This window comes from Paenibacillus sp. BT-177 (genome assembly GCF_025846815.2).
GTDB classification, from domain to species: Bacteria; Bacillota; Bacilli; order Paenibacillales; family Paenibacillaceae; genus Paenibacillus; species Paenibacillus polymyxa_C.
The window spans coordinates 23,127-48,334 of record NZ_JAOYTP010000002.1; the positions used below are offsets into that span (position 1 = coordinate 23,127).

Sequence of the window (25,208 nt, forward strand, 5' to 3'; positions counted from 1 at the left end):
TGAAACGACTATGAGAGTCCCCCCCTTTGAGCGCCTGCGCCCTTTTATGCAATTATCCTCCGTTTTTGTACTCGGTATGATTACGGGAGGAATGATCTATAATGCCATCTGGCATGCGAGCTTCAATCAGCTGTGGGTGAACAACCAGGACCTTCAATTCCAGCTCCAGCAAGCCGAAGAGGACAACAAAACATTACGTAAATACAGCAAGCGCCAAACCGTCATCAAAGAAATCAAGCTGATCGCAGAGGAAGCTTCGGCTGAAAAAATTGACTCTATTAATCTGAAAGAGCTTCTTCGCCGCGTCAGTCGTGATCTGGAGGTGCTGCGCGGCAGAGATATGTTTGAGATTGACTCTGATAGCAAGCTGGTACGTATGTTGCTGCACCAAAAAAAATACACCGTTCGTGACAAGGAGTATACAATCCAGGTCAAAACGATGCTTGTAATGGAAGGTGTGCTGCAAATTTGGCTGGAGGCCAAAGAAAGACTGCCTCAAAGCCACTAATCGATCTATTCACCCCACCTTTTGCTCCAATCCAGAGGTAGATCAACCATGTTCAATAGATTGGAGCGTCATTACTGCTTTGCACACCAAATGATTTTCCCGAGAAATCGCAATTTCTAGCTTACATGTGCGGCGACTCATCTCAAGCAGCAACGGACGAAGAACGACAGCATCCTCAATCTGTACCGGTCGAATAAAATAAGTCGTCAAATTATCCAGCACATAATCCTTGCCGCTCATATCTCTAGCTGCTCGGTAGCCCGCTTGTGTCATCACGTTGACCAGTACGCCTTCCGAGATCGTCCCTAAATTGGTGGCCATCTGTGGAATGATAAAACCGCGAAAAAATAAGGATCCGTCCTCATTACGCTCCTCAGCAAAACCGTTCCAAATCAGCTGGTCGAACGTCTCGCCCAGTTGTGGCTGCTTTTGGGCGTTACGCAGTGCTTCCAGCACCTCACGCCGTGTAACGGACCCAAGCAGCTTACGGTTGCGATCCACGACCGGCAAGTAATCTACACCTTCCCATGCCATCATTTGAGCAGCAGAAGCCAGCGAGGTCTGGTAGGTGACCGTAATTGGGTTACGGATCATACATTTATCCATCGTATGCTCAGGTTGAAGTCCTTCCACATCTTTACGGCTGACGATACCAATTAAACGATTCCATTCATCCACTATGGCAAAATGATGATATCCCGTGGTCGCTGATAGCTGTTCAAATTCGGTAAGCGTGCTGTTGATTTTCAAGGTCAGCGTCTTCGGTTTGCTTGCCGCAATGTCTTCAATCAACATAATTTTCTTTTTGATCAGGCGGTCAAATATTGCTCTATTAATCATAGATGCCACCGTAAATGTATCATGGCGCGAGGAAATAATCGGCAGACTAATCTGGTCTGCAAGCTGCTTAACCTCCCGACTCGTACCGAACCCCCCTGTAATCAGCACACCTGCCCCTTGCTCTAATGCAAGCGAATGTGCATCCTCCCGGTTACCTACGATCAGCAAACTGCCTGCGTCAATATAACGAGCCATCGCTTCCTCACGCATCGCCCCGATCACATACTTGTGCAACGGCTTCTCTAGCCCCTCGCTTCCGCCCAGCACATGTCCCTCTACAATATTCACGACATCCGCAAAGGTCAGCTGCTCAGACAAGCCGCGTGGACGCTTCTCCACTCGTACTGTTCCAATCCGTTCCTTGGTAATGACAATTCCCAAATTCTCTGCTTCTTTCACGGCCCGATAAGCCGTGCCTTCGCTAACGCTCATTTCTTTAGCCAACCTGCGTACAGAAATTTTGGAGCCTATTTTCAACTGCTCGATATGACGCAATAGCTGCTCATGCTTCGTAACTGTTTCATCTAGCCCGTCCAACTCTGTTACACCCCCAACGTTCAATCTGTATCATTCTGTATCTATTATACCACAAAACCCCTTTGTTTTAGACCCTTATTATTAGGATATCTTTCCTTTGAAAATAACAAAAAAGCGGTCCCTTGTTACAAGAGACCGCTTCGTACTAGAATTGATTTGTAATTTAGGAGCAAGCTTAGAACAAACTGGCAGAAAAACTTACAGCATCTTGCCTTTGTCAGCTTTATTATCCCATTTCATCTGCCACTGCTGCATTTTGGCCCGTCGCACACGCTCCAGCGTTTTGCGTTTTTCCTCATCTACACCCAGCAAAAAATGCAGGTTCGCTCCGATGACAAGCAACGCAAAAAGTACCCATACCATCCCAAAGCCGTTGACCCAGTTCAAACCACCTGCCAGCGAGATGCGTGGTAACGCGACCAATACCATAGCCAATGCGATCAGTGTGTACATACCGTGTTTCCATTTTTTAAAAGAACCCAATCGTATCCCTTCCTCTCCCTGTGACTCTATGTATCTAGTCTATGAGAGGACAGGAAGGAATATGAGACAAACTTACAGAGACGAACCGTACAAATGTTGAAGACTGTCTGCAATAATCTTATTTACGTCCTCAATAATCACTGCCAGGCGACGTTCAGCGTCGAACAGACGACGGATGTTAAGGTTCAAGCTGAGTACCTCGAACATTTTTTCCATCTTTTCCATCTCTTCCTGTGCTGGCATATCGCCGCTCATCATCCGCTGTTGCACTTCCATTTGGCGTTCACGGAAATCGTCGAGCATTTTCTTGGCTTCCGGATCAGTCTCAATCAGCTTCATCGCTGACGTAATTTCCTCTACCTCTTTGCTTTCCTTCAATGCTTTCGCTAAATCATGGGCTTTGTCATAGATATTCATGATTGTTCATTCCTCCATTACAAGTTTTGTGTCAACATTTCACATTGTCCGTCAATCACCAAGGTATATATGTCCTCATATGATGAATCAGTGCTATTACAGCCCATTCACGTTTCCCGTTACTTTCAAGACATCAAGTTGCTGCCCGGAAGGAGATCCACGATGTCCATCAAAAAAACAACGATTCAAATCATCGGATCGGGCATCTTGCAGGATGACGTACTCATGGTCGGCGAGTCCCTGCTTCGCAAATGGAAAATATCCGCAGGCCACCCCGTTCAGCTCGCCTTCGGTTCGTTCCGCCAAGAGGTTACCGTCATATCGGTACCCCGATACAGCGGTCTACGCGTGGGAAGCGTGCTGGCCCGAAAAATGGGGCTTCATGCCAGTCATGACAGTTGTAATCTGCGAGTAACCTACAGCCGAGGCCGCCGGACACTTCGAGTGGGCCCACTTATTAGCGTGCTGGTTAGTCGGGACTATCCCGAACAGCCCGACAAGCCTTTCGGGTCGATCACCCTGTTCTGCCGTGAACTAGTCGGGGAATGCCGCAGACAAGGAGCATATGTGTATTTCTTCACCCCGGAGCATATCGGAAGTCAGCCCGGGCGAGTTCAGGGATGGGTGTATGACGGAGGCTGGAAAAAGACGGTCATGCCTGCCGGCGATGTCGTCAATAACCGGCTTACCTCCCGTAAACTCGAGAACAGAACTAGCGTACAGCATTTCATGAAAGAAGTAAAATCGCAGTACGGCACGGCCTTTTTTAATGAAAAGTTTTTGGATAAGAACGAAGTGTTTGATGCACTCAAATCGAATTCTTCCCTGCGCAAGTATTTACCCGAGTCCCACTTGCTGCAAACCTTTGCCGTTTTCAAAAAAATGTGCAACCAGTATCCCTCTGTTTTTCTCAAACCCGTGCGCGGAAGCCTTGGTAAAGGCATTATGCGCATTAACAAGCAAACCGATGGTACCTTTTCGGTGCTATCCACGACAGCGGGCACACCCCGAAAGCAAGCGTACGCTAACGTCGATAAACTGTACAAAAGCTTAGCGGGAAAAATGAAATCAACACGTTTTCAGCTGCAACAGGGTCTTACCTTGATTGATCACGATAAGCGTCCGGTCGATTTTCGCGCGCTTGTACAAAAAAATGCGTCTGGAACCTGGACCGTAACATCCATTGTCGCTCGGATCGCAGGAGGCAGCCACTTTGTATCCAATCTGGCAAGAGGCGGTACGCTCAGTACAGTCAAGGAAGCACTGGCCAAAACCACGCTGCCCGCAACTGTTAAATCGAATGGTCTTACCTCTCTCAAAACAGCAGCACTGGATATCGCAAGCGGAGTAGAAAAGGCAATTCCCGCCCATTTCGCGGAATTTGGTATTGATTTGGCGATTGACAGCACGGGACGTATCTGGTTGCTGGAGGTCAATTCCAAACCATCAAAAAATGACAATACACCGTTGAACGATCAGAAAACCCGCCCGTCCGTAAAAAAAATGATTGAATACTGCTGTTATTCAGCCGGATTCAAATGAATCTATCTCTTCCAGAGTCCGGCTGCCAAAGGAGCTGTTGTCGGTGTCTCTTGTTATGCCAGGCATGCTGGGCGTGCTTGTTAGCCGAAAGCAGGACGCTACTCCCCCTATTACCGAAGCCGATTTCTGCCGCAGGCTAAGTTTGTTGGGCAGGCGCTCTGGTATTAGCGTAATGGCGTTTACCGCCGAAGGAGTTTCACCTGAGGATCATTCCATACGGGGTTATGTTTATCGTGCTGGAGTATGGACATTCGGCCGCTTTCCCTTGCCGGATATTGTTTATAACCGCTGTCTCCATGTCCATGAGAGCCAGAATGTCAAGCGCACACTGGGAGACATAGCGGAGCAAAAATCGCGCAAGCTCATCTACTGGTCGCGTAACTTGCCTGGCAAATGGCAGGTATATCGCGCTCTGCATACGGTAGATAAAGTGCGGCCCTTTGTACCGCCTACGGCCCCATACCGGGATACAACCCAGCTTGTGGAGTGGCTGCAACGCCATTCGGAGCTATTTATGAAACCACAGTCCGGAACACATGGCAAGGGCACGCTGTATCTCCGGCTGGCGGAAGGAGGTCAGGGACTGTACGTACAAGGCAGGAACTCCCAAAACCGCCCGTTCCGTCGCTTGTTTTCTGAATTGGATGCAGGATTGTCATGGATCGACGGTATTGCACACAAACGCGCCTATATCGTGCAGCCTTATTTGAAATTAACAAGCCAAAGCAATCATCCCTTTGATGTTCGCGCGCTCATGCAAAAGGACGGCAACGGCTGTTGGCGCCTGACGGGCTTTGCCGTGAGAGAAGGCAGAAAAGGAACTCTGACTTCCAATCTGCACGGTGGGGGCGAAGCCCATCCGGCAGAGCCTTACCTTCGTGAACAATTTGGCGTGGACAGCACACGTCTCATCATCGGGCAGATGATGGAGCTGTCCTTGACCATTGCCGGGGCGTTGGAGGAACGCTATGGTCGCCTTGGCGAGTTGGGAATTGATTATGGTATTGACCGGAGTGGGAATATCTGGCTGTTGGAGGTTAATTCCCGTCCTGGTCGGGCCTCCTTTTTTCAGACTCGTCAGCCAGAGTGCGCTTTTCGGTCGGTCAACCGCCCGCTCGAATATGCTCGATATTTAATGACCCATTCCAAAGCGACAGGGCCAAAGGGCGCGGGCGCCTCCCTTGAACATACGGTATAGGAGGATAAACAGATGAGTTTAACGCATTGCAATGTGCATTTCTCACAGCAGCCCGACAAGGTGGCGTATATATCCACTGCCTTGTTGAAAAGCCTTAAGTTATCTGGAGCCAAGTCCATTCGTTTGCGACTTGGCAAGGATCAGATTCCCGCAACAGTAAAACCCATTCAGAAGGCGGGACATCATCTATACTTGACCTCCGGCTTACGCAATGCAATCCGTGTTCCCAAAAGCGGGTCTATCTATTTGCGGAATCTGGACGGAGATGTTCAGCTTGGACCGTTGATTGGAGTATTGTCTGATGCTACTAACTCCACCACCCGCCCTTTCGGATCACGCACAGGCTTTATTAAGCAACTGTTGAAGGAAGGCAGCAAAAAGTCTTATATTTTTGCCTTCACCCCACGGGATATCAACTGGCAAAATGATACGATTAACGGCTATTTTCTGTCATCCAGCGGGGAGTTTACCCGTAAACTCGTACCTCTACCGGACGTAATTTATAATCGTTTGCCGAGCCGTCGCTCTGATTTTTCCCCAGCGATCAATCAACTACGCGAACGCTTTTCCCGCAAACGAATTCCTTTCTTTAACTGGAGCTTTTTCAATAAATCCGATATCTATCATTTGCTAGAAAATAATCCAGAGGTTAACCGTTATGTCCCTGAATCCTATATGAATCCTAGCTCTGAACGTATTCGAGGTATGCTGGAGCGGCATCAATTTGCTTATTACAAGCCAAGTAGCGGCAGTCTCGGCAAAGGAATCTATCGTCTGTCCTATGTCCCCAAGCAAGGATACTATGTAAGGTACCGGAAAAAAAATAGCAATGTATTGCTGCGGTTCGCCTCTTTTAATTCCATGCTGAGGATGCTTCACTCCAATAAGGGGCAGACGCTAAAAGGCTACGTCATTCAGCAGGGCATTCAGCTGATCGAGATTGATAATTGCCCGATTGATTTTCGGTTTCATATGCACAAAGACGGTAATAACCAATGGGTCGTCGTTGGCATTGGAGCCAAAAAAGCCGGACGTGGCAGTGTCACGACCCATATCAAAAACGGCGGTTCCCTGATGACACCCGAGCAAGCGCTCGGTCGTGTATTCGGAGACCGGGCGGGTGAAGTGCTGCAACGTGCCAAGAATGTAGCAGTTACACTAGCAGAAGCCATTGAATATCACCACCAGCATCTACTGGGTGAAATCGGATTCGACCTGGGCATTGATCAGGATGAAAAGGTATGGATGTTTGAAGCCAATTCTAAGCCAGGTCGATCCATTTTTCAGCATCCATCGTTGCGTGCGGAGGGTAAAGCATCCGTGGAGCATATTTTGGACCACTGTCTTTACCTCAGTAAATTCCGCAGAAAAGAGGAACTATGAATACCCGGGCGGAGAAAAAACCAGTTGTTGCTGTATTGACAGTGCACGACGATGAACAATTTTTCAAGGGAAATCAGCGAAACTTCAGGGATATTCTTGAAACGGGAACGCGCATGGGTTATCAGGTATACATTGTTACTGTCAGGGACTTGAAACTGGCGGATGAAACAGTGAAGGGCTACATCTACAACAAAAACTCACAGATATGGGAGGAACAAAATTTCCCATCTCCACAGGTCATTTATAATCGTATCCCCAACCGTAATTATGAACTTAAAACATCTGTGCGCACAAAGCTGGATGAAATTGCACATGCCTCAGGCGTTGAGCTGTACAATCCAGGCTTTTTTAACAAATGGGAACTGTTCAAATGGCTCCGCACCTCGGAATCCACTCGTCAACTTGTTCCGATTACCAAAAGGTTAAGCAACCTGTCATCCTTAGGAAAAATGCTGTCTGCATATCCATACCTGTATCTCAAACCGGAAAACGGTAAAGCCGGAAAGGGAATTATGATTCTCAGATTCAACCCAGAGCATCTGATGGCATACAGGTTGATCATTCAACATGACAAAAAAAGCATAACCTACCGATCTGTATCCTTGTCTCGGTTATGGGGACGTATTCGCCGAGAAGCAGGCAACTCCCCTTATATCATTCAGCAGGGTATCGATCTGGCAACCTATCAGAAAAAGCCCTTCGATTTGCGCATTCTAGTGCAAAAAAATGCCCGTGGCGCATGGAGCATTACCGGAGTAGGTGCCAGACTAGCGGGTAAGGGAAGTATTACAACACATGTTCCGCGCGGGGGAAGTGTGGAGGACCCGTTTATGCTGCTGTCCTCACTCTTTGGACCTGAGGATAGCACAGATTTGCTGAATAAGGTTAAAAGTACGGCCATTCAGATTGCACGTCAAATTGAACGCGCATCCGGTCTTTCTCATGGTGAAATGTCCATGGATCTGGGCGTAGACACACTCGGGACCCTCTGGTTTTTTGAAGCCAATGCCAAACCGATGAAATTCGACGAGCCGGACATCCGCCAAAAATCACTTAGACGTATATTTCAGTACAGCTCCTTTTTGGCCGAACGAATGAAATAATCTCAAGGAAGTGGAATCATGCCGCAAATTAGCGATGTTCAACATTTGCCTGGCCGGAGTTGGGTACTGAGACGACGACAGTTGCTGTTTCTGGCTCGTAGCTCGGGCGGCATGCGCATTACTCGCAATGCTCTGCGGCAGTTGGCTGTTTTAACGCCGGAGCAATTAAACACCCCTGGCTCCTCCCTCCTGTGCGCATATGTGCGCACGGAGAAGGGGCTGCGGATTGCGGGATTTTCCCTCGCTCTGAATTATGGGGAGGATGCTTGCATCGTGATTGTTCGTCCGCTTTACCGGGGCCGCAGACTGGGCGCTAGACTGCTGTCCGCCCAGCTCCAACAGCTGCGCCGTCTGACGTGCAGCGTAGCCACCGACAATATGGCCAGTCTCAAAACCTGTTTTCGTGCTGGACTTATTGCACATGAAATGACAACTGGACCGACGGGGAAGCCCACGCTAATATTTTGTGGGAAGTTATCCGAAGATGAGCAGACGGCAGAGGAAGGTGGAATGCTGTGCCAAAACCTGTCCTAGGCATCATGACTTTGTATTTGAACAGTAAGAAGCAACTGGAGGAACGTGACATATATGAACGCATGATTGCAGAAGGAAAAAGGCTGGGACTGGATATGTATGTATTCACTCCTGCGGATGTCCATAAGGATCGCAGACTGCTCCTTGCCCAAATCTATGATCCACACAGCGATAAATGGACTCGAAAATGGCGAGAATTTCCGGATATGATTTTCGACCGCTGCCGAGTGCAGCGCAGTGAGCGGTATCGTCAATTAAAGAAATTCCGATTGCAGTATACAGACCTTGTTTATTTAAACCGACCGCTGAGCAATAAATGGGCCATTCATCAGCAGCTTGCGAGAAAGGCTGCCTTTCGCCCCCATCTGCCTGCAACAGAGCCGTTCGATGGATTTCATAGTGTAAAGCGAATGCTCAAACAGAATTCACTAGTATACCTTAAGCCAATTAACGGCACGGGAGGCCGCGGCATTTTACGCATTGAGCCTGTTAACAAGCAGAGCGGCCTGTATCTGATTGAGGGACGCAATCGCAAACGCCATATTATTCCTCAACAGCGGGTACGTCTGGATCGTCTGGAGCCGCGTCTGAGCAGCTGGAACATGGATAACTACATTGTTCAGGAAGGCATTCCTGTGCAGTTGCCGAATGGCAGGGTCCATGATTACCGTATGCTGGTACAGAAAAATAGCCAGGGAGTATGGGAGCTAACGGGATGTGCCGGGCGCATCGGGGCACATCGGAGTGTCACTTCCAACCTACATGGCGGAGGCAAGGCAGTGCCGATGAAGCAATTGCTGACGCAATGGATTCGTGATGAAGACCAGAGAGAGAAAATCATCAAGCAAGGGGAAAAGCTCGGCCTGGACATTGCTGCGTATCTGGAAGAAAGCTATGGGGCATTATGTGAACTTGCGCTCGATTTGGCAATCAATAAGGACGGTCATATCTACGTGCTCGAGGTCAACCCGAAGCCGGCTCGCGAGGTATTTTCACGCATTGGCGAAAAAGAAACCTATCGTCGTGCCATCACCAAGCCCATGGAATACGCCCTGTGGGTCTACCACACTCAGATTAATCCGAAGCCGCAGACGGAACAAAAAACAGAAGAACAAACAGAAGATAAGACAGAGAGTAAAGCAAAGGAAGGCTCCGCCTAAGTGGCTGCCTTCCTTTGTTTTGTTATCGCCCAACATCGTTTGCATGTATTATTTATATGGTACGCCACAGCTATTTATAACTCTTATCTGTGCTTTCACAGTTACTCGGCGTTTTTATAAAGTGTAAGCAGCTGGGTAAAGTCCGTAATAATCGCATCGGACCCTTCCAACTCATCATTCACACCAAATCCAGCGTAAGCACAGCCGATCACGGTCTGTCCGTTCTTTTTGCCAGCTTCCACATCGGAGGAACGATCTCCGACCATCCATACATTCGAAATATCGTGCTTGCTCAACAGAATTTCTAGCAAATTCACTTTGGAAAGCGTACTGTATTCCCCAGCGCTGTACAGTCCTTCAAAAATAGGAACCATTTCATACGCAGCAGCAATCCCCTTTACGTAATCCTCCAGCCCGTTACTGGCTACGAATAATCGGACACCTTGCTCATGAAGTGCTTGGAGTGTTTCTTTTACATGTGGATACAGAGCATGACTTCCATTCTTCAACCCCTCCAGCTCCAGCTGAAGCAACAACTCGTCCGCTCTTCTGTGAGCTGCTTCACTGGCTTCTGGCATTACTCTTCTCCAGATTTCATCCAGCAGCATACCCAAACTATTCAAAATAAGCTCCTCCGGAGGAGTCTCTCCTTCATAAAGCCCTTCGGCGCGCAGCGTATCAAACAGCTTGTGATACGCAGGAAGCAGCAGCGTCTCCGTCTGAAAAAGTGTACCATCCATATCAAATACCATAGCCTCAGGTTTCTTCAACACAGGTGCATTGTTCATGTAGTTATCAGTCATTCCTTTCCTATGTAAGTTTACACTACGACCCCTCTCATGATAAGCAATAAGAGAGGTCCATGTAAACCTCATTGCGCATACCGTTAACTCTTATATTTTTTTAGAACGGTCCTAAAACAATGTAATCCGCCCCACATATCTGTGTGTAGAGCTCCCCGTGGAAGCTTAAGATCCACACCACTCCAATACGAAAATCCCGCTTTTTCTATCCATTGTTCCATCGCTGAAAGATCTACTGTAGGGTAATCAAACGTCAACAGAAGCATTCCGTCATCTCGTAAAGTTCGATGAAATTCACGCAAGGCTGTCAAAGATTCATCGGGCGTTAAATGCTCCAACACTGAAATACATACAATTTTGTCAAAACTGGCATCCTCATAGGGCAGGGCGGTCAGATTGGCATGGGCGGAGTGGAGCCGAACCGGTAAAATCTCCTGAATGCGCTCAGCGGCCTCCTCTCCAATATCCCGCCGCACCTCGGCCAAGATAGCATCTACAGAAACGATTCGTATATCCAGATCGCAGGCATAGACCTGAGAGCAACGGCGGGCCAGCTCAAATTTGAATGGATGAGGGATACCACATGCCGCGTCCAATACTGTATCTTGCCCAGACATAAATTGGAGACACCACTCATACTCATAAGGACGACTCCACCAGCTTTGAGGGAGTCTGTAAATCATGTTGGACGAGTTGGGATCAGAATATACAAAAAAGCGAGACAGATACGGGTCAGCCATATTCATGAATGTAGCCTCCTCCTTTGGAGATGTTTAGATTACTCTTGCTACACAGCATAATTCATGACCCCGTTTCTCGCCTTGAAGCTTAGCCAACAATCCCATTTGTTCTGTAAAGGCAAGCTCATCGTACAATGGATGTGCTTGCAGCAAGGCATCCAAACCAGCAGGAAGCTGGCGGGTGAACAAAGCCACCGGACGCAAGCCGGACTTTTCCAGCAAGAGCGTCAGCGTATGATCTGAATAATGGTACAAATGATCTTCCTCCGTAAATAAAGGTGAATGAACGCCGTAAGCCTCGTTGGTAAACGAGTTTTTATTGGGCACCGTAATATATAACGTTCCGTCAGGTTGAAGCTGTTCGCACAAATCCGTCAAAAATGCGACTGGGTCCGCGATATGCTCCAGCACATGCCAGCATGCGATGGCTTCGTATTGGTGCTCCAAAGATAAGTCCAGTTCTTCCTCTAAACTTTCGGCCTCAATCCCTTCCTGAGCTTCATGAGCTTGGTGAATTTCCACTTCCACAGATTGTTGTGTTTGAGCATCTAATTCTGTTTCACCGTTCCAATAGCCGGGTAATAAATCTACCTCATATTTGCTTTTGGCGTAGGCACGCGAGTCACTGGACGGCTCAATGCCCACTGCATTCCAGCCAGCTTGAAGGGCAGCATGGATAAATTCTCCGGTGCCTGAGCCAATCTCTAGCAATTTTCCTTTTCTGGGACTGAACATATCGAGCAACATAAGTCCAAAAAGAGCATGATCCCCATAGGTGGACGCCGCTGCACTATCCCGCATAGCAACCCAATTGGCATTATAAATCTCTGCTATCATTTCCTCAGACTGAATATGATCCACATCCTTACGAAAAACCAATCCACAGGAGCCGCATCCCATCAAGGTAAAGCGTTGATAATCATGAAATACTACCGTGTCTGATGAGCCACACAGTTTGCATTTTACACTCTGCTCTGCTCCTTTCCCCTTCTCCGTAGCATAAAAGGTGTCCTTGGTTTCACTTTTTATTTGTGGTTCGGGTTTGTTCATGACCTGTACACTGGCCACCTTGGCGACATCCGAGTCGTCCACCTGATGGGCAGGTTCATATTCTGGTGTAGGTTCTTTTTCTGTATTTTTGTTGTCCTGATCCACCCAGAGCGTGAGTCGTGGGTTCGAGTCCAGAATTGATTCATATTGCTCTTTCCATCCATAACGAGCACTTGGGTCAAGCAGCTGGTACCGCTCAAATTTAGCCATGCGAATAGCAGGTGTATACCAACCCCAATGCTGAATACGGTAGTTGCTGATCTCTGTGGGAAGATCAAGTACATTTTCGGGTAATCTCCCACAGTGCAAGGACTGCTCCTTCCATTTATAAGGGAATCCCTCTTTATATCGAATTAAAAAAGGACGGTAATACCGATGAGCCTGCCAATATTCATCATCACGGTAATGCGTGGAAGACCACATATCAAACAACCTGAAACAAATCGTATCCGCTGTCGTTCCCGCTAACAAAGAATGTACCCCTTGGGCAAAGCGGGATTCGAACATTTCGTCGGCATCCATGCTTAATATCCATTCGGGAGAGGAAGCCAGTGTTTCTCTCCACTGCTGCTTTCGCAGTTCGACTTCATTGGTAAAAGAGGGTGTTTCATTACGGATCAGACGCAGTGAGATTCCTTGTAAGATTTCCCGGCACAACTCTCCGCTATCGTCATGACTACCATCATCAATAATGACTGCTTCATCAATGTATTCTCGGTGGCTCAGCAGCACGTCTGTAAGCTTGTGATCTGCCTCATTGTATACCGTCATGGTCAGCGTCAATTTAGGATTAGAGACAGGCGGTGTATAAAGCTCACTTTGTCGTGGACCAGTGAACGTTGGTGGTACAACAAACGAATCCGCTGTGTACTTGGCAAAGACAGCAGTTTCGTGGAGATGATCGGGTATAACTGGAGGTTCAGGGAACTTAGAAGTTCTTGAAGATGCTGAACGATTGAAGGCTGGAGAGCTTGGAGAAGTATCGGAGTGTTCCGCATGTGTTACTTGCTCTGGATGGTTCGATGTGAAATATTTTAGGGTGAATAGTAGCTGTTCTGCCTTCATTCGATCGGCTTCCCGATATAGATGCATTGCCGGATAGTGTGTGTCTACAAAAAGTGGAAATCCATATGCAGCCGCCCGAATACAAAAATGTCGATCTTCTCCCCAATAAGAAACGTTTTTGATTTTGCCAAAATGAATTCCTGCTTCCAGCGCCCGTCTGCGGATTAAGGTGCAAGCGCCTAGACCACCCACCTCATACAAACCAGGAACATGCAACTGGTGTATAAAATGCAACTCACGTTGCGCTCGCTCCTCTGCCGACAACACTTCGCCATCTTCACGGTGAAACAAGTTATATTCATCACTGACCCACACTTGAGGCAATAACGGCCCTTCCGGTTGCCAACGTGTCCAGAAAATCTCTGATACGATATCCTTCTCCGTCTCCACCAGCCTGCACAAGGTACGAGAATGGAGAACCAGGTCTGAATCGACCAGAAACAACGCGTCATAATTGTGCTGAAGTGCATATTCAATAAGACGATTTTTAAAGCCAGCCACTTTCCAGACGAGACCAGGCGGCCAATAATGAGTGTGCTCATCACTACGATTCTCCACTTGCTGCGAGCCTGTTAACAAGGGCAAAACCCGACCCGGTAGCCGATTGGAAAAGTCAACTAGCCACTGGCTTGAAATCGGATTGTCATTATCATCGACAAACAAATAATCCGGTAGCACGTCAGGTGTCTCCAGGCGCTCCAAGGCTTGAAGAAACAAAGACAAAATTTCCGGCTTCTGGTGCACCGGGCTGCCGATTAATATACGCATGTGTCAACGCCTCCATCAGGCGGAAGCCTCATAACCGTTCCCCTCCATGTCCTAACGCATACCATAATTGCGACCAAGCGATTGGGAGTGAGCGTGGTATGAATGGACTTACACCTGGAAATATCATTGAAAACGACAACAATACAAAATACAATCTCCCCATTCAACGATAAAACCCATCCTGTCGCACGTCCTAACCCGGAATGTCACGCACATCGTTCAATCCATTCTCTCCCCCCAAACATCCAACTTGATTTTCTAATTTATTAGAACAGAACTGAATTTATGATCATCATCTCCTCTACACGTTCCATCCGAATTCTACATAATGAGCAAGCTATCCTAATAAAATGGGAATTATACCAAGTTAATTTGGGGGGACAAAGAGCATGGTAACTGTCAGCTTATGTATGATTGTCAAAAACGAAGAAGAAGCCCTTCATACCTGTCTGAAATCAGTCCATGACCTGGTGGATGAAATCATTATCGTTGATACTGGATCTACCGATAGAACCCAAGAGGTCGCTACAGCATTCAACGCTCGGATATACAACTTTGAGTGGTGCGATGATTTCTCCGCTGCTCGCAATTATGCGTTTGATCAGGCCACGCAAGAATATCAATTTTGGCTGGATGCCGATGACATACTGGAAGAAAAAGATCGACTATCCTTTCTTAACTGGAAAAATCAAGCCACCCTCTCTTATGACAGCATTACAATGGATTATGTGCTTTCCGTAGATGAACAAGGACAGCCGTTGTATAAGCTCAAAAGAAACCGAATTGTACGGCGTGATCGCAGATTCAGATGGACCGGATTTGTTCACGAGTTCCTGAATGTAACAGGCAGCATCTTTCACAGTAATATGGCGGTGACTCATAACAAGACACGCGCTTATACTGACCGTAATTTGCACATATATCTCAAACATCGGGAGCAGGGTACCGTATTTTCTGAACGAGATCACTACTACTTCGCCAATGAATTATATGATAACGGGCGCACGCTAGAAGCCATTCAGCAGTACGAACATTATCTAGGGCTAAATCAAGGATGGATAGAAGATCGGATTGCTGCTTGCTTTAAGCTTGCGGATTGTTACAATCGACAAGGACAAAAACAGGAGCAAGGTATGGCTCTGCTCCGCACACTTACCCTCGATGTACCACGCGCCCAATTCTGCTGTGCTTTCGGCAATTTGTTCATTGAAGATGAGCAGTATGCCCAAGCCATTTATTGGTTTCGTCAAGCGACGCTGATCGAGCCCCCGCAAGATGTGATGGCCTTAACCAATTGGTCGTACTATACCTGGTTTCCACACTTGCAATTATGCCTGTGTTATGACCGAATCGGTGACACCGAAAAGGCAAGATCGCATCATCGCATAGCCCAGTTGCACCATCCTACTCATCCAAGTGTTTTATATAACGAACAGTATTTTGCACAGCTAGACCAAAAATAATATTCTGTTGGGCGTCATTGAAAAAGTCGATTTCTTTTGCAGGAAATCGACTTTTTTAGTTAAAATCCGCTTCGTTTTACAAGTTACTAGTTTTATAAATAGGAAAGGCCACCTGCACTTGATGCTTGCAGATGGCCTTTCTTATTCGTCATACAAGACTCCCTCAGAACACCTTTTTCCGGTCTCTTTCTCCCTTCAAAATTTCGACTGACTCACGGAAACGCAACGAATGAATCACCTCACGTTCACGCAGAAACTTCAAACTATCCTGCAAATCAACATCGTCTGTTAAATCAATCAGCCACTGATATGTAGCTCGCGCCTTTTCCTCTGCCGCAATATCCTCATACAGATCGGCAATCGGGTCACCTTTAGCTTGGATATAGGCCGCTGTAAAAGGAACTCCAGACGCGTTTTGGTAAAATAACGCATGGTCGTGTGCTGCATAATATTCGCCTAGACCGGCTGCCTCCATTTGCTCTACGCTCGCATCCTTGGTTAGCTTGTAAATCATAGTCGCAATCATCTCGAGGTGCGCAAATTCCTCCGTACCGATGTCATTCAGTACACCAATGACTTTATCAGGAATCGTATACCGCTGATTCAGATAACGCAATGCCGCTGCCAGCTCGCCATCTGCTCCACCATACTGCTCCATCAGCAGTTTGGCCATATGAGGATCACATTTGCTAACACGTACGGGATATTGCAGTTTTTTTTCATATACCCACATTCATGTTCCTCCTTTATACAAAAGGTTGTACGATTCCCTACCTACACCTGCCACGGCCAAGGTGATTGGCTCCACTCCCAAGGATACTTGGAATAGGCACGACCAAAATTCTGCAATGGCCCATATAGGAGCTGGTACTCGTTAGCAATCGCTGTTCTTTCTTGTGTCAGCTTGTTGAACTGTTCGATGGCCTGCAAATCATCTGGGTGTGTATCCAGATACAAATTCAGCTCCACCAGCACAAAATCCACCGCTTGGAGCTTCTCCAATAGCGCATAAAACTGAGCATCACCCGGCTTGGTTTGAGGCGCATAACCTTGGGGCGTATAGCCTTGGATTGGCTCTCTGGGTTGACTATAGTCCTGGGTTTGACTTTGATACTGGTTCTGGTTCTGGTTCTGATATTGATATTGGTTCTGGTACTGGTACTGATATGAATTTGAATAAGAGCTTTGAGACTGATTCGGCTGTTGATATCCACTCTCAGGCTGATTTGGCTGTTGGAATTGATTTGGGGACTGTCCCTGATTTGAATTCTCCATTCTATTCGCCTCCTCCCTGGTTTCTCCTAGGCTCATAAGGACTGTAAAGCAATGGCCATAGCGTTCCTTTCGTCAGCGCCTCCTCTGGACTGAATTGCGGTAGACCAGGGGGCTGAAATTGTATAAACAAGTTTGGCGGAAGCACATAAGTCTTGCACAAAACGGGCGGACACGGATCGAACGGGCCGACAAACGGGGCATACTGACCTTGCTGTGGAAATTTCACGGGCCGGGACCTCCTTTAATTGATCCATCTGCTTTACTATTCAACATATGCCGCATCGCCCAAGTCTCGAACAAAAAAATAACAGATACAAATTTTTGTTCAAAAAATAAGCTATAGAACTGCTGCTCAAGTTGATTAGGGCATCCTCCCCGCTATCTATATTTCGATTGCAGCAGTAACTAACTCAAAAAGAGCCTTTAAAACCACGGTAATGTGGGTTTAAAGGCTCTTTCTTCAGCACTCTATATAACTAACTGATCATGCTATTCTCTGTGGATCAGGACTCCTCATCGCCGGAATGTTCATCTTCAATGACTGGCTCAGGTTTGCGGTGAATTTTCACTCTCATGATGCGAAGCCTTGTTGCTTCCTCCACTTCAAAGGTCAGATTATAAAACTCTATTTTCTTCCCTTTCACCGGGCTGCCTTCTAATTCCTTGAACAGCCAGCCTCCGATGGAGTCCACCTCGTCGTCTTCAATGTTCACTCCAGTCAAATCATTAACATCTTCAATAAGCATACGACCGTCCACAGAGATGAAGTCTTCCTTCATTTCCACGCTTGGACGTTCATCTTCAAACTCATCATAGAGATCCCCTACGATTTCCTCCAGAATTTCCTCCGCTGTCAGCAGACCGGCGGTTCCGCCGTATTCATCCACCACGAGAGTCATTTGGGAGTGCTTTTTCTGCATAAGGCGCAGCACATGACTTACTTCCATAGACTCAGGCACATTCAGAATTGGACGCACCACTGAGGCCAGATCCAGTTGTTCGCCCTGCTCGGCTAACAGAAGATCTGTAATATGAACAAAACCGATAATCTGATCTTTATCCTCAACCGCTACCGGGTAACGGGAATGCTTGGTCTCACTGATAATCTTCAGGTTTTCCTTAAACGACAAATTCGTGTACAAACAATCCATATCCGTACGCGGCAACATGATTTCACGAGCAAGCAAGTCGGAAAAATCAAAGATATTATCCATCAGTTTGATTTCATCCTTATCGATTACACCGCTTTTGGCGCTCTGATTCATCAATATACGGATCTCTTCCTCCGAATGTGCCGCTTCGGCTTCACTGGCCGGCTGAATGCCGAATGCCCGTAACAGCATGTTTGCGGCAGCATTCAACACCCAGATTACAGGGAGAAAAACCTTATAAAAAAGTAACAAGGGTGCCGATAAAAACAACGCCACACCTTCGGTCTTTTGAATCGCCAAAGACTTGGGAGCCAGTTCGCCCAATACAATATGCAAAAAAGTAATTACGCAAAATCCGACGACAACGGATACCGTTGTAATGAGTGTACCGTCAGTTACACCGAGTTTGTGCATGAGTGGCTCTATCAGGTAGCCGGATATTGCTGGCTCACCAATCCAGCCTAGCCCCAATGAAGCCAGCGTAATGCCCAATTGGGTGGCAGACAGATAAGCATCCAACTTTTGGTTCACCTTCAGCGCATAGCCTGCCAGGCGATGACCCTCACTTTGGAGCTGCGTCAATCGGGATTGGCGCATTTTGACCAGCGAAAACTCTGCGGCCACAAAGACACCATTTAGAAAGACAAGCAGCAGTACCAAGAAGAGATTCACCCCTAGCAATCCCCAATGAAACTCGGTATGACCATCCAATACGAACTCCCCATTTCTTTAGTTAGCATTTTGCACCATTCGACTTGCAAGCTATTCAATTCAATATTTATGATTGGAAACCTGGATTTGGAATCATGTAAAAATGCTTATAATTGCAATGCTTTTCTTGATTTAAAGTCTACACCCTTGTAATACATATCGGCTACGAGTAGATTCGGTCCGCAACACGCAGCCGCATCACAATGACAGTTCACGGTCTGATTCAGCGGATGCTCATTCAGCCATTCACCGAAAATATTGTCCAGACTGTTTTCCTGAATGTTTCCGAAAGCTGGAATGTCTGCAAAATCCGTCACATATACGCTACCCGTGAACATATTCACATTTACACGGTTTCTTCCGTCTGGATCATTACGCACCGTAATATTCGGTTCTTGACGCAAGCGACGAAGCAATTTACGGTCTTCCTCCCGCTCAGAACAAGCAAAGAACGGTAGTGTACCAAATAACATCCACATGTCCTGATTTCGCACATCCAGCAGCTTATCAATAGAGTTCCGCATATCGTCAAGGGACAGTACAGGCAAGGCAGAAGCAAAATTCGATGCGTACATCGGATGAACCTCATGTCGGCGGCATCCCATTTCGTTGATCAACTGATGAATGCCTTCTAGCTTCGTATGTGTCCGATAATTAATCATGGACTCAGCTGAAATGAACATCCCCATTTCGCTCAATCTGCGTGCATTCTCTATCATTTTTTCGTACAGGCGCACAGCACCCGCGCGTGGAGTCGGACGTCCGGTATTTGCAAATCCCACTTCATAAAAATCGTCTGCATTTAAATAATTAAACGATATATGCATGACATCCAGATACGGAAGCATCTTCTCATATCTTCTGATATCCAATGTCAGGTTGGAGTTAATTTGCGAACGAATACCGCGCTCTTTAGCATACTTCAACAGCGGAACGATCACATCGTCCACTGTTTTATCAAGCAATGCAGGTTCTCCACCTGTAATACTTATTGTCTCCAGATGCTCAACTTCATCCAGCCGCTTCAGCATCAGATCTAAAGGAAGGAAAGGGGCCTCCTTCATAACCAGCATGTCGCCGACAGCGCAATGCTCACAACGCATATTACATAAATGTGTTACGGTCATTTCCACACTTGTAAGCAAATGACGACCATGTGTACGCAGTGAGACAATCGGGTCCCACGGATCATACGTTGGCGATATTTGGGGTAGCGTGTTATTTTGTAGAACTGTCATTATGTTTTCACCTTATTTCTGTTATTAACCTCAAAAGACGTATAATTATCATATCATGATGTGTAAAGTGCCTGCATGCTTTCTTCCACATCCTCTGCTAATCTACGCGTACTCCTCCGAAAGGGCCGGTAGCAGCGCCTAATGTATTTGTAATCATGACCGAAAGGGATACGGACAAATCCACATCATAAGGCGCCTTCAGTTCCTGCCCATCCCGGTCTCTTACAATACGAATGACAGGCCTTTGCGGGATTTTGGGATGTATACGCACTACGACTCCCTCTTCCCCTGTGTTGAGCATTACAGAAAGCCCCAGAGGGTAAATAGCTACACAGTCACGAAAGGCTTCCAGCATCCGCTGCTCATACAGCGTTCCTGCCCCGGCGTATAGCACCTCCATCGCTTCATAAGGCAACAAAGCCTGCTTGTAGATTCGACTTGCCGTCATCGCGTCATACGAGTCCGCCAGACCGATCCATTTCGCATATTCGTGGATTTGGTCCTTTTTCCAACCGTGTGGGTATCCACTACCGTCAATACGCTCATGATGCTGTAATGCACAATGAGCTGACAACAAGGGAATCCCGGGTTCGTCTTTAAGTAGCTTATAGCCGATCACTGTATGTGTCTTCATATGCTCATATTCCTCGTCCGTCAATTTACCCGGCTTATAGAGCACTTGAGGTGAAATCTTCATTTTACCGATATCGTGCAGTAATGAACCTATCCCTAGCTCCATGAGCTGATTATTATCGTAGCCATTGGATATCCCCAGGACTAGTGAATACAAGCATACATTCAAAGAATGATGATACAAATCCTGATCCGCGGCCCCGATATCCATCAACATAATGATGGCATCCTGGCGGCCTCCAATATCGTCCAGAATCGATTCCATGACCTTATAAAATGACTTGCCAAAATATTTGTGCTTATGATCTACGGAGTAGGATGACAAACCCTGAAACTGCTTTTTGATTTCCTGTAGCGCCGCCGCCCTTGTCTGTTCATGGATCATCTCGGGTATGACGATATCTTCTGTCACAGCATCCTCAATGTATACATATCCAATTCCGACTTGGCCTAGACGTTCAATCAATCGCGAAGTAAGCTCAACACCTTCCGAGAGCAGCACCATTCCATTTTCATTGTATATTTTTTTGCCCAGCTTCATGCCGGCTCTCAATAATGTAACAGGTACCAGTCGCAGCTTAACCCTCTCCCGATTGTTTTGATACCTGAAGCCACCTAGCTGCAAAACATTCTTCCATCGCGCCCGGACGCTTCAACTCCATTTCAATCAAATCCCGTAAAAATTCTGGAAGCATAAATCGGAGATCTGTTCCGTTCGCAAGCACCTTATAGCCTGCTTTGAAAGTGAACATATCCAACGTGCCCACTGTGTATTCCTCATCTTCTTCCAAAGGTTGACCCGCTACATGAATGTCCGTCACTTTTTCATAAGGAGCACGGTCCGGATCATACTGAATGGTCAACCCTTCCACACACATCGTGCCCAGCACTTTGCCTCTAAAGCCAAAGCCCGACATGGGCTTGTCTGTAAATTCAGGCAGCAAAGATTGCTCCAGGGCCAACCGAATGTCTCTACCCCGCAACTTCATAACACAGGGATTAATCGGCGATGGGCATAAGGAATGCAGTATTCCTTTGCTAATATCTCCTTGAGGCAAGGGACCAAGCAGTTGACCTGCATTGACGAGGGCAATTTCGGTTCCTGTAAAATGGGACACCGATTGTGCCAGCAAATTCCCGAAAGGGGACTCCTCATTATAGGCGATCTCCAATTCCCGATCTGTTACTGTTACCGTGCTCTCCATGGCGCGTTCTGCTTGTCTGCGATGCAACACAATGGCCGATGCCACTTTTTCGTCTAGCAGCGTCTGATCCACAGGAACTACGCCGCCTGAGGTAACTCGAAACGGTTCAAGACTATGGTTACGGGTTAGCGTCACTTCACCGAGCAACGTTCCGAACTTCCCAGCCCCACATAGAACGGTGTTCCCGATCCGAAGCGGTTCCTCCAGCACATGGTGGGTGTGACCACCAAGGATAACGTCAATTTCAGGAAACTGGGATGCTAATTTCTCATCAGAGGGTAAACCTAGGTGAGACATCACGACCACCACATCCACCTGCTTTCTGAGTGCCGCGATCTGCGTCCCCAGCACCTCAAACGGATCGAGCACGTCCCAGCCCAGCAATTGATAAAACTCTGTAAAAGGAGCCGTCACACCTAGTAAACCGATCTTGATTCCTGCTTTGTTCAAAATAACGGATTCCTTCATCCACGAAGGAATCCTCCCCGTAGCACGCTCTGTTAGATTGCCACATACGACTGGACAATGAATGCCCGCATATGCCTGTTCAATCATATCCGAGGTAAAAGTTAGTCCCTCATTGTTACCGATCGTAATTGCATCGTATCCTGTCAGATTAATCACATCCACATTTGCCCCACCGAGCGTTCCTTCCGTTTCGGGGGCCATCCGATCCATGTGGTCTCCTATGTCCAGTACAAGTAGCGCATCCCCTGATGCAGCTCTTCGTTCATTGATCATCGCGGCTATCGAAGGCATACTGCCAAAATGACTATGGATATCATTGGTATGCAAAATGGTCAACGTTTGCCGAGTCGTCATCTCCATAACCGCCCTCCTCTATATTTTATATATCGACTTTGGAGCTTCTAATGTTTAAGCATACCATGTTATTTAGCAATATGGTACATATGAGTGGGCATAGATAGTGAAAATCATTGACATTACCTTCTATATATAACTTAGAGGAGACGGGTCCTTGGGACCTATTTTACAGCTTGGAATAATAGTAAATTAGTCGTTGTCATCCCATATAATTCTTGATATATTAAGTTTGTTTCGTATTTTCGACAAATTTACGACAATAAGGAGGTTAGCGCATGAGAGTTCACGTTACCGATGCCAAGCCGGGAGATCGCCTCAAATCCGATACATACAATGGGCACGGTGTACCTGTCTTGATTCAGGGCACCGAGCTTCAGCATGACGATATTTCCAAGCTCATTTTGCATGGTGTTGATTATATTGACATTGATGCTGGTTCTACGAGCATTCCGGTTGGCTTTGCCCCCGATGTTCCTGCTTCCCCCGAGTCCCTCAAACGCGCCGTTCCCCTCATGGAGCAAACGATCAGTGGCTTTGAAAGCATGTTCCTCGAAGCTTCCTCAACTGGAAAATTTGATGAACATCGAGTTGATGAGCTGTTCGCCCCTCTTGTTTCAGAGCTGGCTCGTCAAAAAGATGTCGTATCTCTGCTGTTAATTATGGAACGGGGAGATCACTATACCTATAACCATTCTCTCCAAGTAGGTATACTGTCATATTACATTGCCACTTGGCTTGGATATACAGAGGAAGAGGCATATGCCGCGGGAAAAGCTGGATATTTACACGATATAGGCAAGTCCATGATACCGGATGAAATTTTAAATAAACCGGATAAACTAACACCTGAAGAATTTCATGAGATGAAGAAACATTCTCTGTATGGCTATGATATTATTCGCAATTCAACCAGCGATGATATTTCAGCAATTGTCGCCTTGCAGCATCACGAACGCGAAGACGGAAGTGGATACCCCCACGGACTGTTCAAGGAAGAGATTCATCCTTTTGCCAGCATCACAGCTGTTGCCGACGTATACAGCGCGATGATTTCCAACCGTGTGTATCAGACAAAACAGGAGTTGCTCACCGTATTACGTGAGCTGCACAGTATGAGTTTTGGACATCTGAATCCAGAAACTACCCAAGTGTTCATCAGACATATGCTTCCGAATTTTATTAATAAGCAGGTTCTATTGACTACAGGCCAGACAGGAACCATTATTCTGAACAATCCTGTGGATTACTTCAGACCCTTAGTAAGAATTAACGATAATGAATATATAGATTTGTCAAAGGAACGCCATGTATACATTGACGAAATTTATCTGGAATCCTGATCTGCCACTGCCACCCGGCGTTACTTTGTTTGTACGGAATGTTTTACCGAAGCACAGGCTACACGAATAAAAAGAGACTGTCCTTTAATCCGTAGGTTTTTCCTACAAAGGACAGCCTCTTTTTGTATTACGAACATTAGCCCAATTACTCTGTATTGCTTGTTTAATCCTAGGAGTTAAGATCTTGTAGGCCTGGGCTATGTTCATTAGGCAATTCAGGCATATACGGAAGAGGAAAGCCTTCTGGAGGGTCAATGACACTCAAATCTCCACCGTTTCTGCTTGGCGTTTGCCCATTGAATATTTCTCCAATACGGGTAGAATCCAATCGAAAATTAAACTGTGCATTGTGAAAGCCCATTTCAACATACTTCCGACATTCTGGATACTTGTTAATATCGTAGTTTGGAACCGGGAACAATTTGCCCCAATCTACTCCAAGTGTCTCTAACGCTTTGGCAAACGCATTTTGATGAGCATTATCTCGTACAATCAAAAAAGCTAATGTTTCCCGGAATGTTTTGTTCGAGCTCATTTCGTAAATTCGGGATTTTTGCAGAACCCCTGTAGATTCGAGTACGAGATTATCAAGCAAATCACTAATCAGATTGCCGTGGGAATAGACATAACTGCCTAACCAAGGGTTACCACTTGCATCAACGGGTAAGGAACTTTGAGCTCCCATAATAAAATGATGAGGATTGGCATGTTTTATCGCTTCATCCAAAGGAGCATGATCAATTCCAGCATCGCCGGCTTGGTCTTCGCCTGAGCCAGTCAGAAGTTGATTTATGGTATGTTGGACCAGTTCAACATGACTAAGCTCCTCTAGGAAAACTCCTCGTATCAAATCCCTATACTGCACAGCATTACCACGAAAATTATTACTTTGAAAGAAAAACTGCATCATCGTACGCATTTCTCCAAATCGACCACCCAAAACCTCCTGAATCACTTTTGCAGCAGCTGGGTCGGGTTTATCGGGCACTATTAAGTTAATCAAATCTTCTTTATAAAAATACAATACCAAAACCCCCTCAGAGCTTTTATTTTGAAGTAAAACATATGCTACCCATTTTTATCATTTTTATACAAGACAAAGAAACAGAAAGGGTATTATTATGCAGGCTCCTATCAGTCTAGTATTAGAGTTATTTGTTGTTAAGCAGCTCCTCGTTTTGTTGCGCATTGAATGGGTTAATATAGCTTGGATTCACTAAACTGCTTTTAACCTAT

Annotated in this window: 23 protein-coding genes; 9 read left to right on the top strand and 14 right to left on the bottom strand. The window is 46.6% G+C overall.

Features of this window, described 5'->3' with window-relative positions; genetic code table 11:
• The first annotated feature begins 10 nt into the window (after positions 1-10).
• Positions 11-508, top strand: a complete 498-nt coding sequence (locus tag OIU26_RS06175) for a hypothetical protein (protein WP_013370335.1) — start codon at positions 11-13, stop codon at positions 506-508.
• Between the two features lie 42 nt (positions 509-550).
• Here OIU26_RS06175 and OIU26_RS06180 read toward each other — a convergent pair whose 3' ends face one another.
• From OIU26_RS06180 to OIU26_RS06190, 3 genes are all read right to left on the bottom strand, one after another.
• On the bottom strand, positions 551-1,885 hold the full coding sequence (locus OIU26_RS06180; RefSeq protein WP_058711216.1) for a DRTGG domain-containing protein: 1,335 nt from the start codon (positions 1,883-1,885) through the stop codon (positions 551-553).
• A 198-nt stretch (positions 1,886-2,083) separates the two neighbouring features.
• Positions 2,084-2,368, bottom strand: coding sequence for a hypothetical protein (locus tag OIU26_RS06185; protein ID WP_025676037.1), 285 nt, complete (start codon positions 2,366-2,368; stop codon positions 2,084-2,086).
• Positions 2,369-2,440: 72 nt separating this feature from the next.
• Positions 2,441-2,785, bottom strand: coding sequence for a YlbF family regulator (locus OIU26_RS06190; protein ID WP_013370332.1), 345 nt, complete (start codon positions 2,783-2,785; stop codon positions 2,441-2,443).
• A 162-nt stretch (positions 2,786-2,947) separates the two neighbouring features.
• Between OIU26_RS06190 and OIU26_RS06195 the strand changes: the two genes are divergently transcribed.
• The 6 genes from OIU26_RS06195 to OIU26_RS06220 are packed head-to-tail and all read left to right on the top strand — an operon-like array spanning position 2,948 to position 9,705.
• Entirely contained in the window at positions 2,948-4,327 is a 1,380-nt protein-coding gene (locus tag OIU26_RS06195; RefSeq protein WP_040101721.1) for a YheC/YheD family protein, read from the top strand.
• A gap of 43 nt (positions 4,328-4,370) precedes the next feature.
• Positions 4,371-5,525, top strand: a complete 1,155-nt coding sequence (locus tag OIU26_RS06200) for a YheC/YheD family protein (RefSeq protein ID WP_064963841.1) — start codon at positions 4,371-4,373, stop codon at positions 5,523-5,525.
• A gap of 12 nt (positions 5,526-5,537) precedes the next feature.
• Complete coding sequence (locus OIU26_RS06205; protein ID WP_264216282.1) at positions 5,538-6,908, top strand: YheC/YheD family protein; 1,371 nt, start codon at positions 5,538-5,540, stop codon at positions 6,906-6,908.
• Complete coding sequence (locus tag OIU26_RS06210; protein WP_264216283.1) at positions 6,905-8,011, top strand: YheC/YheD family protein; 1,107 nt, start codon at positions 6,905-6,907, stop codon at positions 8,009-8,011. The genes OIU26_RS06205 and OIU26_RS06210 overlap by 4 nt, the downstream gene beginning before the upstream one ends.
• Before the next feature lie 18 nt (positions 8,012-8,029).
• Positions 8,030-8,545 carry a GNAT family N-acetyltransferase gene (locus tag OIU26_RS06215; RefSeq protein ID WP_264216284.1) on the top strand — a complete coding sequence of 172 codons (516 nt, stop codon included), beginning with the start codon at positions 8,030-8,032 and terminating at the stop codon, positions 8,543-8,545.
• Positions 8,527-9,705: a YheC/YheD family protein gene (locus tag OIU26_RS06220; RefSeq protein ID WP_013370325.1), complete on the top strand. Its 1,179-nt coding sequence runs from the start codon at positions 8,527-8,529 to the stop codon at positions 9,703-9,705. The genes OIU26_RS06215 and OIU26_RS06220 overlap by 19 nt, the downstream gene beginning before the upstream one ends.
• Positions 9,706-9,806: 101 nt before the next feature.
• Here OIU26_RS06220 and OIU26_RS06225 read toward each other — a convergent pair whose 3' ends face one another.
• The 3 genes from OIU26_RS06225 to OIU26_RS06235 all read right to left on the bottom strand — a co-directional run bounded on the left by OIU26_RS06225 (position 9,807) and on the right by OIU26_RS06235 (position 14,131).
• Positions 9,807-10,508: an HAD family hydrolase gene (locus tag OIU26_RS06225; protein WP_016819605.1), complete on the bottom strand. Its 702-nt coding sequence runs from the start codon at positions 10,506-10,508 to the stop codon at positions 9,807-9,809.
• An 83-nt stretch (positions 10,509-10,591) separates the two neighbouring features.
• Positions 10,592-11,254, bottom strand: coding sequence for a class I SAM-dependent methyltransferase (locus tag OIU26_RS06230; protein WP_264216285.1), 663 nt, complete (start codon positions 11,252-11,254; stop codon positions 10,592-10,594).
• 27 nt (positions 11,255-11,281) lie between these two features.
• Entirely contained in the window at positions 11,282-14,131 is a 2,850-nt protein-coding gene (locus OIU26_RS06235) for a methyltransferase domain-containing protein (protein ID WP_264216286.1), read from the bottom strand.
• 389 nt (positions 14,132-14,520) lie between these two features.
• On the opposite strand from OIU26_RS06235, the gene OIU26_RS06240 reads away from it, so the two are divergent.
• Positions 14,521-15,594, top strand: a complete 1,074-nt coding sequence (locus OIU26_RS06240; protein WP_264216287.1) for a glycosyltransferase — start codon at positions 14,521-14,523, stop codon at positions 15,592-15,594.
• A gap of 163 nt (positions 15,595-15,757) precedes the next feature.
• Here OIU26_RS06240 and OIU26_RS06245 read toward each other — a convergent pair whose 3' ends face one another.
• The 7 genes from OIU26_RS06245 to OIU26_RS06275 form a co-directional block, all read right to left on the bottom strand.
• Entirely contained in the window at positions 15,758-16,327 is a 570-nt protein-coding gene (locus OIU26_RS06245; RefSeq protein ID WP_016819601.1) for a manganese catalase family protein, read from the bottom strand.
• Between the two features lie 41 nt (positions 16,328-16,368).
• On the bottom strand, positions 16,369-16,869 hold the full coding sequence (locus OIU26_RS06250; RefSeq protein WP_436449031.1) for a spore coat protein CotJB: 501 nt from the start codon (positions 16,867-16,869) through the stop codon (positions 16,369-16,371).
• 1 nt (position 16,870) lies between these two features.
• Entirely contained in the window at positions 16,871-17,095 is a 225-nt protein-coding gene (locus tag OIU26_RS06255) for a spore coat associated protein CotJA (RefSeq protein WP_016819599.1), read from the bottom strand.
• Positions 17,096-17,372: 277 nt separating this feature from the next.
• Positions 17,373-18,731, bottom strand: coding sequence for a hemolysin family protein (locus OIU26_RS06260; protein ID WP_264216288.1), 1,359 nt, complete (start codon positions 18,729-18,731; stop codon positions 17,373-17,375).
• 107 nt (positions 18,732-18,838) lie between these two features.
• Positions 18,839-19,969, bottom strand: coding sequence for a radical SAM/CxCxxxxC motif protein YfkAB (gene yfkAB, locus OIU26_RS06265; RefSeq protein ID WP_013370310.1), 1,131 nt, complete (start codon positions 19,967-19,969; stop codon positions 18,839-18,841).
• A gap of 97 nt (positions 19,970-20,066) precedes the next feature.
• Complete coding sequence (locus OIU26_RS06270) at positions 20,067-21,227, bottom strand: HD-GYP domain-containing protein (protein WP_264216289.1); 1,161 nt, start codon at positions 21,225-21,227, stop codon at positions 20,067-20,069.
• On the bottom strand, positions 21,181-22,635 hold the full coding sequence (locus OIU26_RS06275; protein WP_264216290.1) for a bifunctional metallophosphatase/5'-nucleotidase: 1,455 nt from the start codon (positions 22,633-22,635) through the stop codon (positions 21,181-21,183). The genes OIU26_RS06270 and OIU26_RS06275 overlap by 47 nt, the downstream gene beginning before the upstream one ends.
• Positions 22,636-22,907: 272 nt before the next feature.
• Here OIU26_RS06275 and OIU26_RS06280 point away from each other — a divergent pair, with 272 nt between their 5' ends.
• Positions 22,908-23,972, top strand: a complete 1,065-nt coding sequence (locus tag OIU26_RS06280; RefSeq protein WP_165084071.1) for an HD-GYP domain-containing protein — start codon at positions 22,908-22,910, stop codon at positions 23,970-23,972.
• 169 nt (positions 23,973-24,141) lie between these two features.
• Here the strand turns inward: OIU26_RS06280 and OIU26_RS06285 are convergent, their stop codons facing one another.
• The gene (locus OIU26_RS06285) at positions 24,142-24,996 is read right to left on the bottom strand and encodes a manganese catalase family protein (RefSeq protein WP_013370306.1); all 855 of its coding nucleotides are present in this window, start codon (positions 24,994-24,996) and stop codon (positions 24,142-24,144) included.
• Positions 24,997-25,208 lie beyond the last annotated feature (212 nt).

Bases quoted from the DNA above. Each gene is read 5' to 3' on its own strand.
- OIU26_RS06235 (WP_264216286.1), bottom strand. From the start codon at position 14,131: ATGCGTATATTAATCGGCAGCCCGGTGCACCAGAAGCCGGAAATTTTG.
- OIU26_RS06245 (WP_016819601.1), bottom strand. From the start codon at position 16,327: ATGTGGGTATATGAAAAAAAACTGCAATATCCCGTACGTGTTAGCAAA.
- OIU26_RS06210 (WP_264216283.1), top strand. From the start codon at position 6,905: ATGAATACCCGGGCGGAGAAAAAACCAGTTGTTGCTGTATTGACAGTG.
- OIU26_RS06280 (WP_165084071.1), top strand. From the start codon at position 22,908: ATGAGAGTTCACGTTACCGATGCCAAGCCGGGAGATCGCCTCAAATCC.
- OIU26_RS06215 (WP_264216284.1), top strand. From the start codon at position 8,030: ATGCCGCAAATTAGCGATGTTCAACATTTGCCTGGCCGGAGTTGGGTA.
- yfkAB (WP_013370310.1), bottom strand. From the start codon at position 19,969: ATGACAGTTCTACAAAATAACACGCTACCCCAAATATCGCCAACGTAT.
- OIU26_RS06195 (WP_040101721.1), top strand. From the start codon at position 2,948: ATGTCCATCAAAAAAACAACGATTCAAATCATCGGATCGGGCATCTTG.
- OIU26_RS06225 (WP_016819605.1), bottom strand. From the start codon at position 10,508: ATGACTGATAACTACATGAACAATGCACCTGTGTTGAAGAAACCTGAG.
- OIU26_RS06205 (WP_264216282.1), top strand. From the start codon at position 5,538: ATGAGTTTAACGCATTGCAATGTGCATTTCTCACAGCAGCCCGACAAG.
- OIU26_RS06240 (WP_264216287.1), top strand. From the start codon at position 14,521: ATGGTAACTGTCAGCTTATGTATGATTGTCAAAAACGAAGAAGAAGCC.
- OIU26_RS06250 (WP_436449031.1), bottom strand. From the start codon at position 16,869: ATGGAGAATTCAAATCAGGGACAGTCCCCAAATCAATTCCAACAGCCA.
- OIU26_RS06230 (WP_264216285.1), bottom strand. From the start codon at position 11,254: ATGAATATGGCTGACCCGTATCTGTCTCGCTTTTTTGTATATTCTGAT.
- OIU26_RS06190 (WP_013370332.1), bottom strand. From the start codon at position 2,785: ATGAATATCTATGACAAAGCCCATGATTTAGCGAAAGCATTGAAGGAA.
- OIU26_RS06175 (WP_013370335.1), top strand. From the start codon at position 11: ATGAGAGTCCCCCCCTTTGAGCGCCTGCGCCCTTTTATGCAATTATCC.
- OIU26_RS06275 (WP_264216290.1), bottom strand. From the start codon at position 22,635: ATGGAGATGACGACTCGGCAAACGTTGACCATTTTGCATACCAATGAT.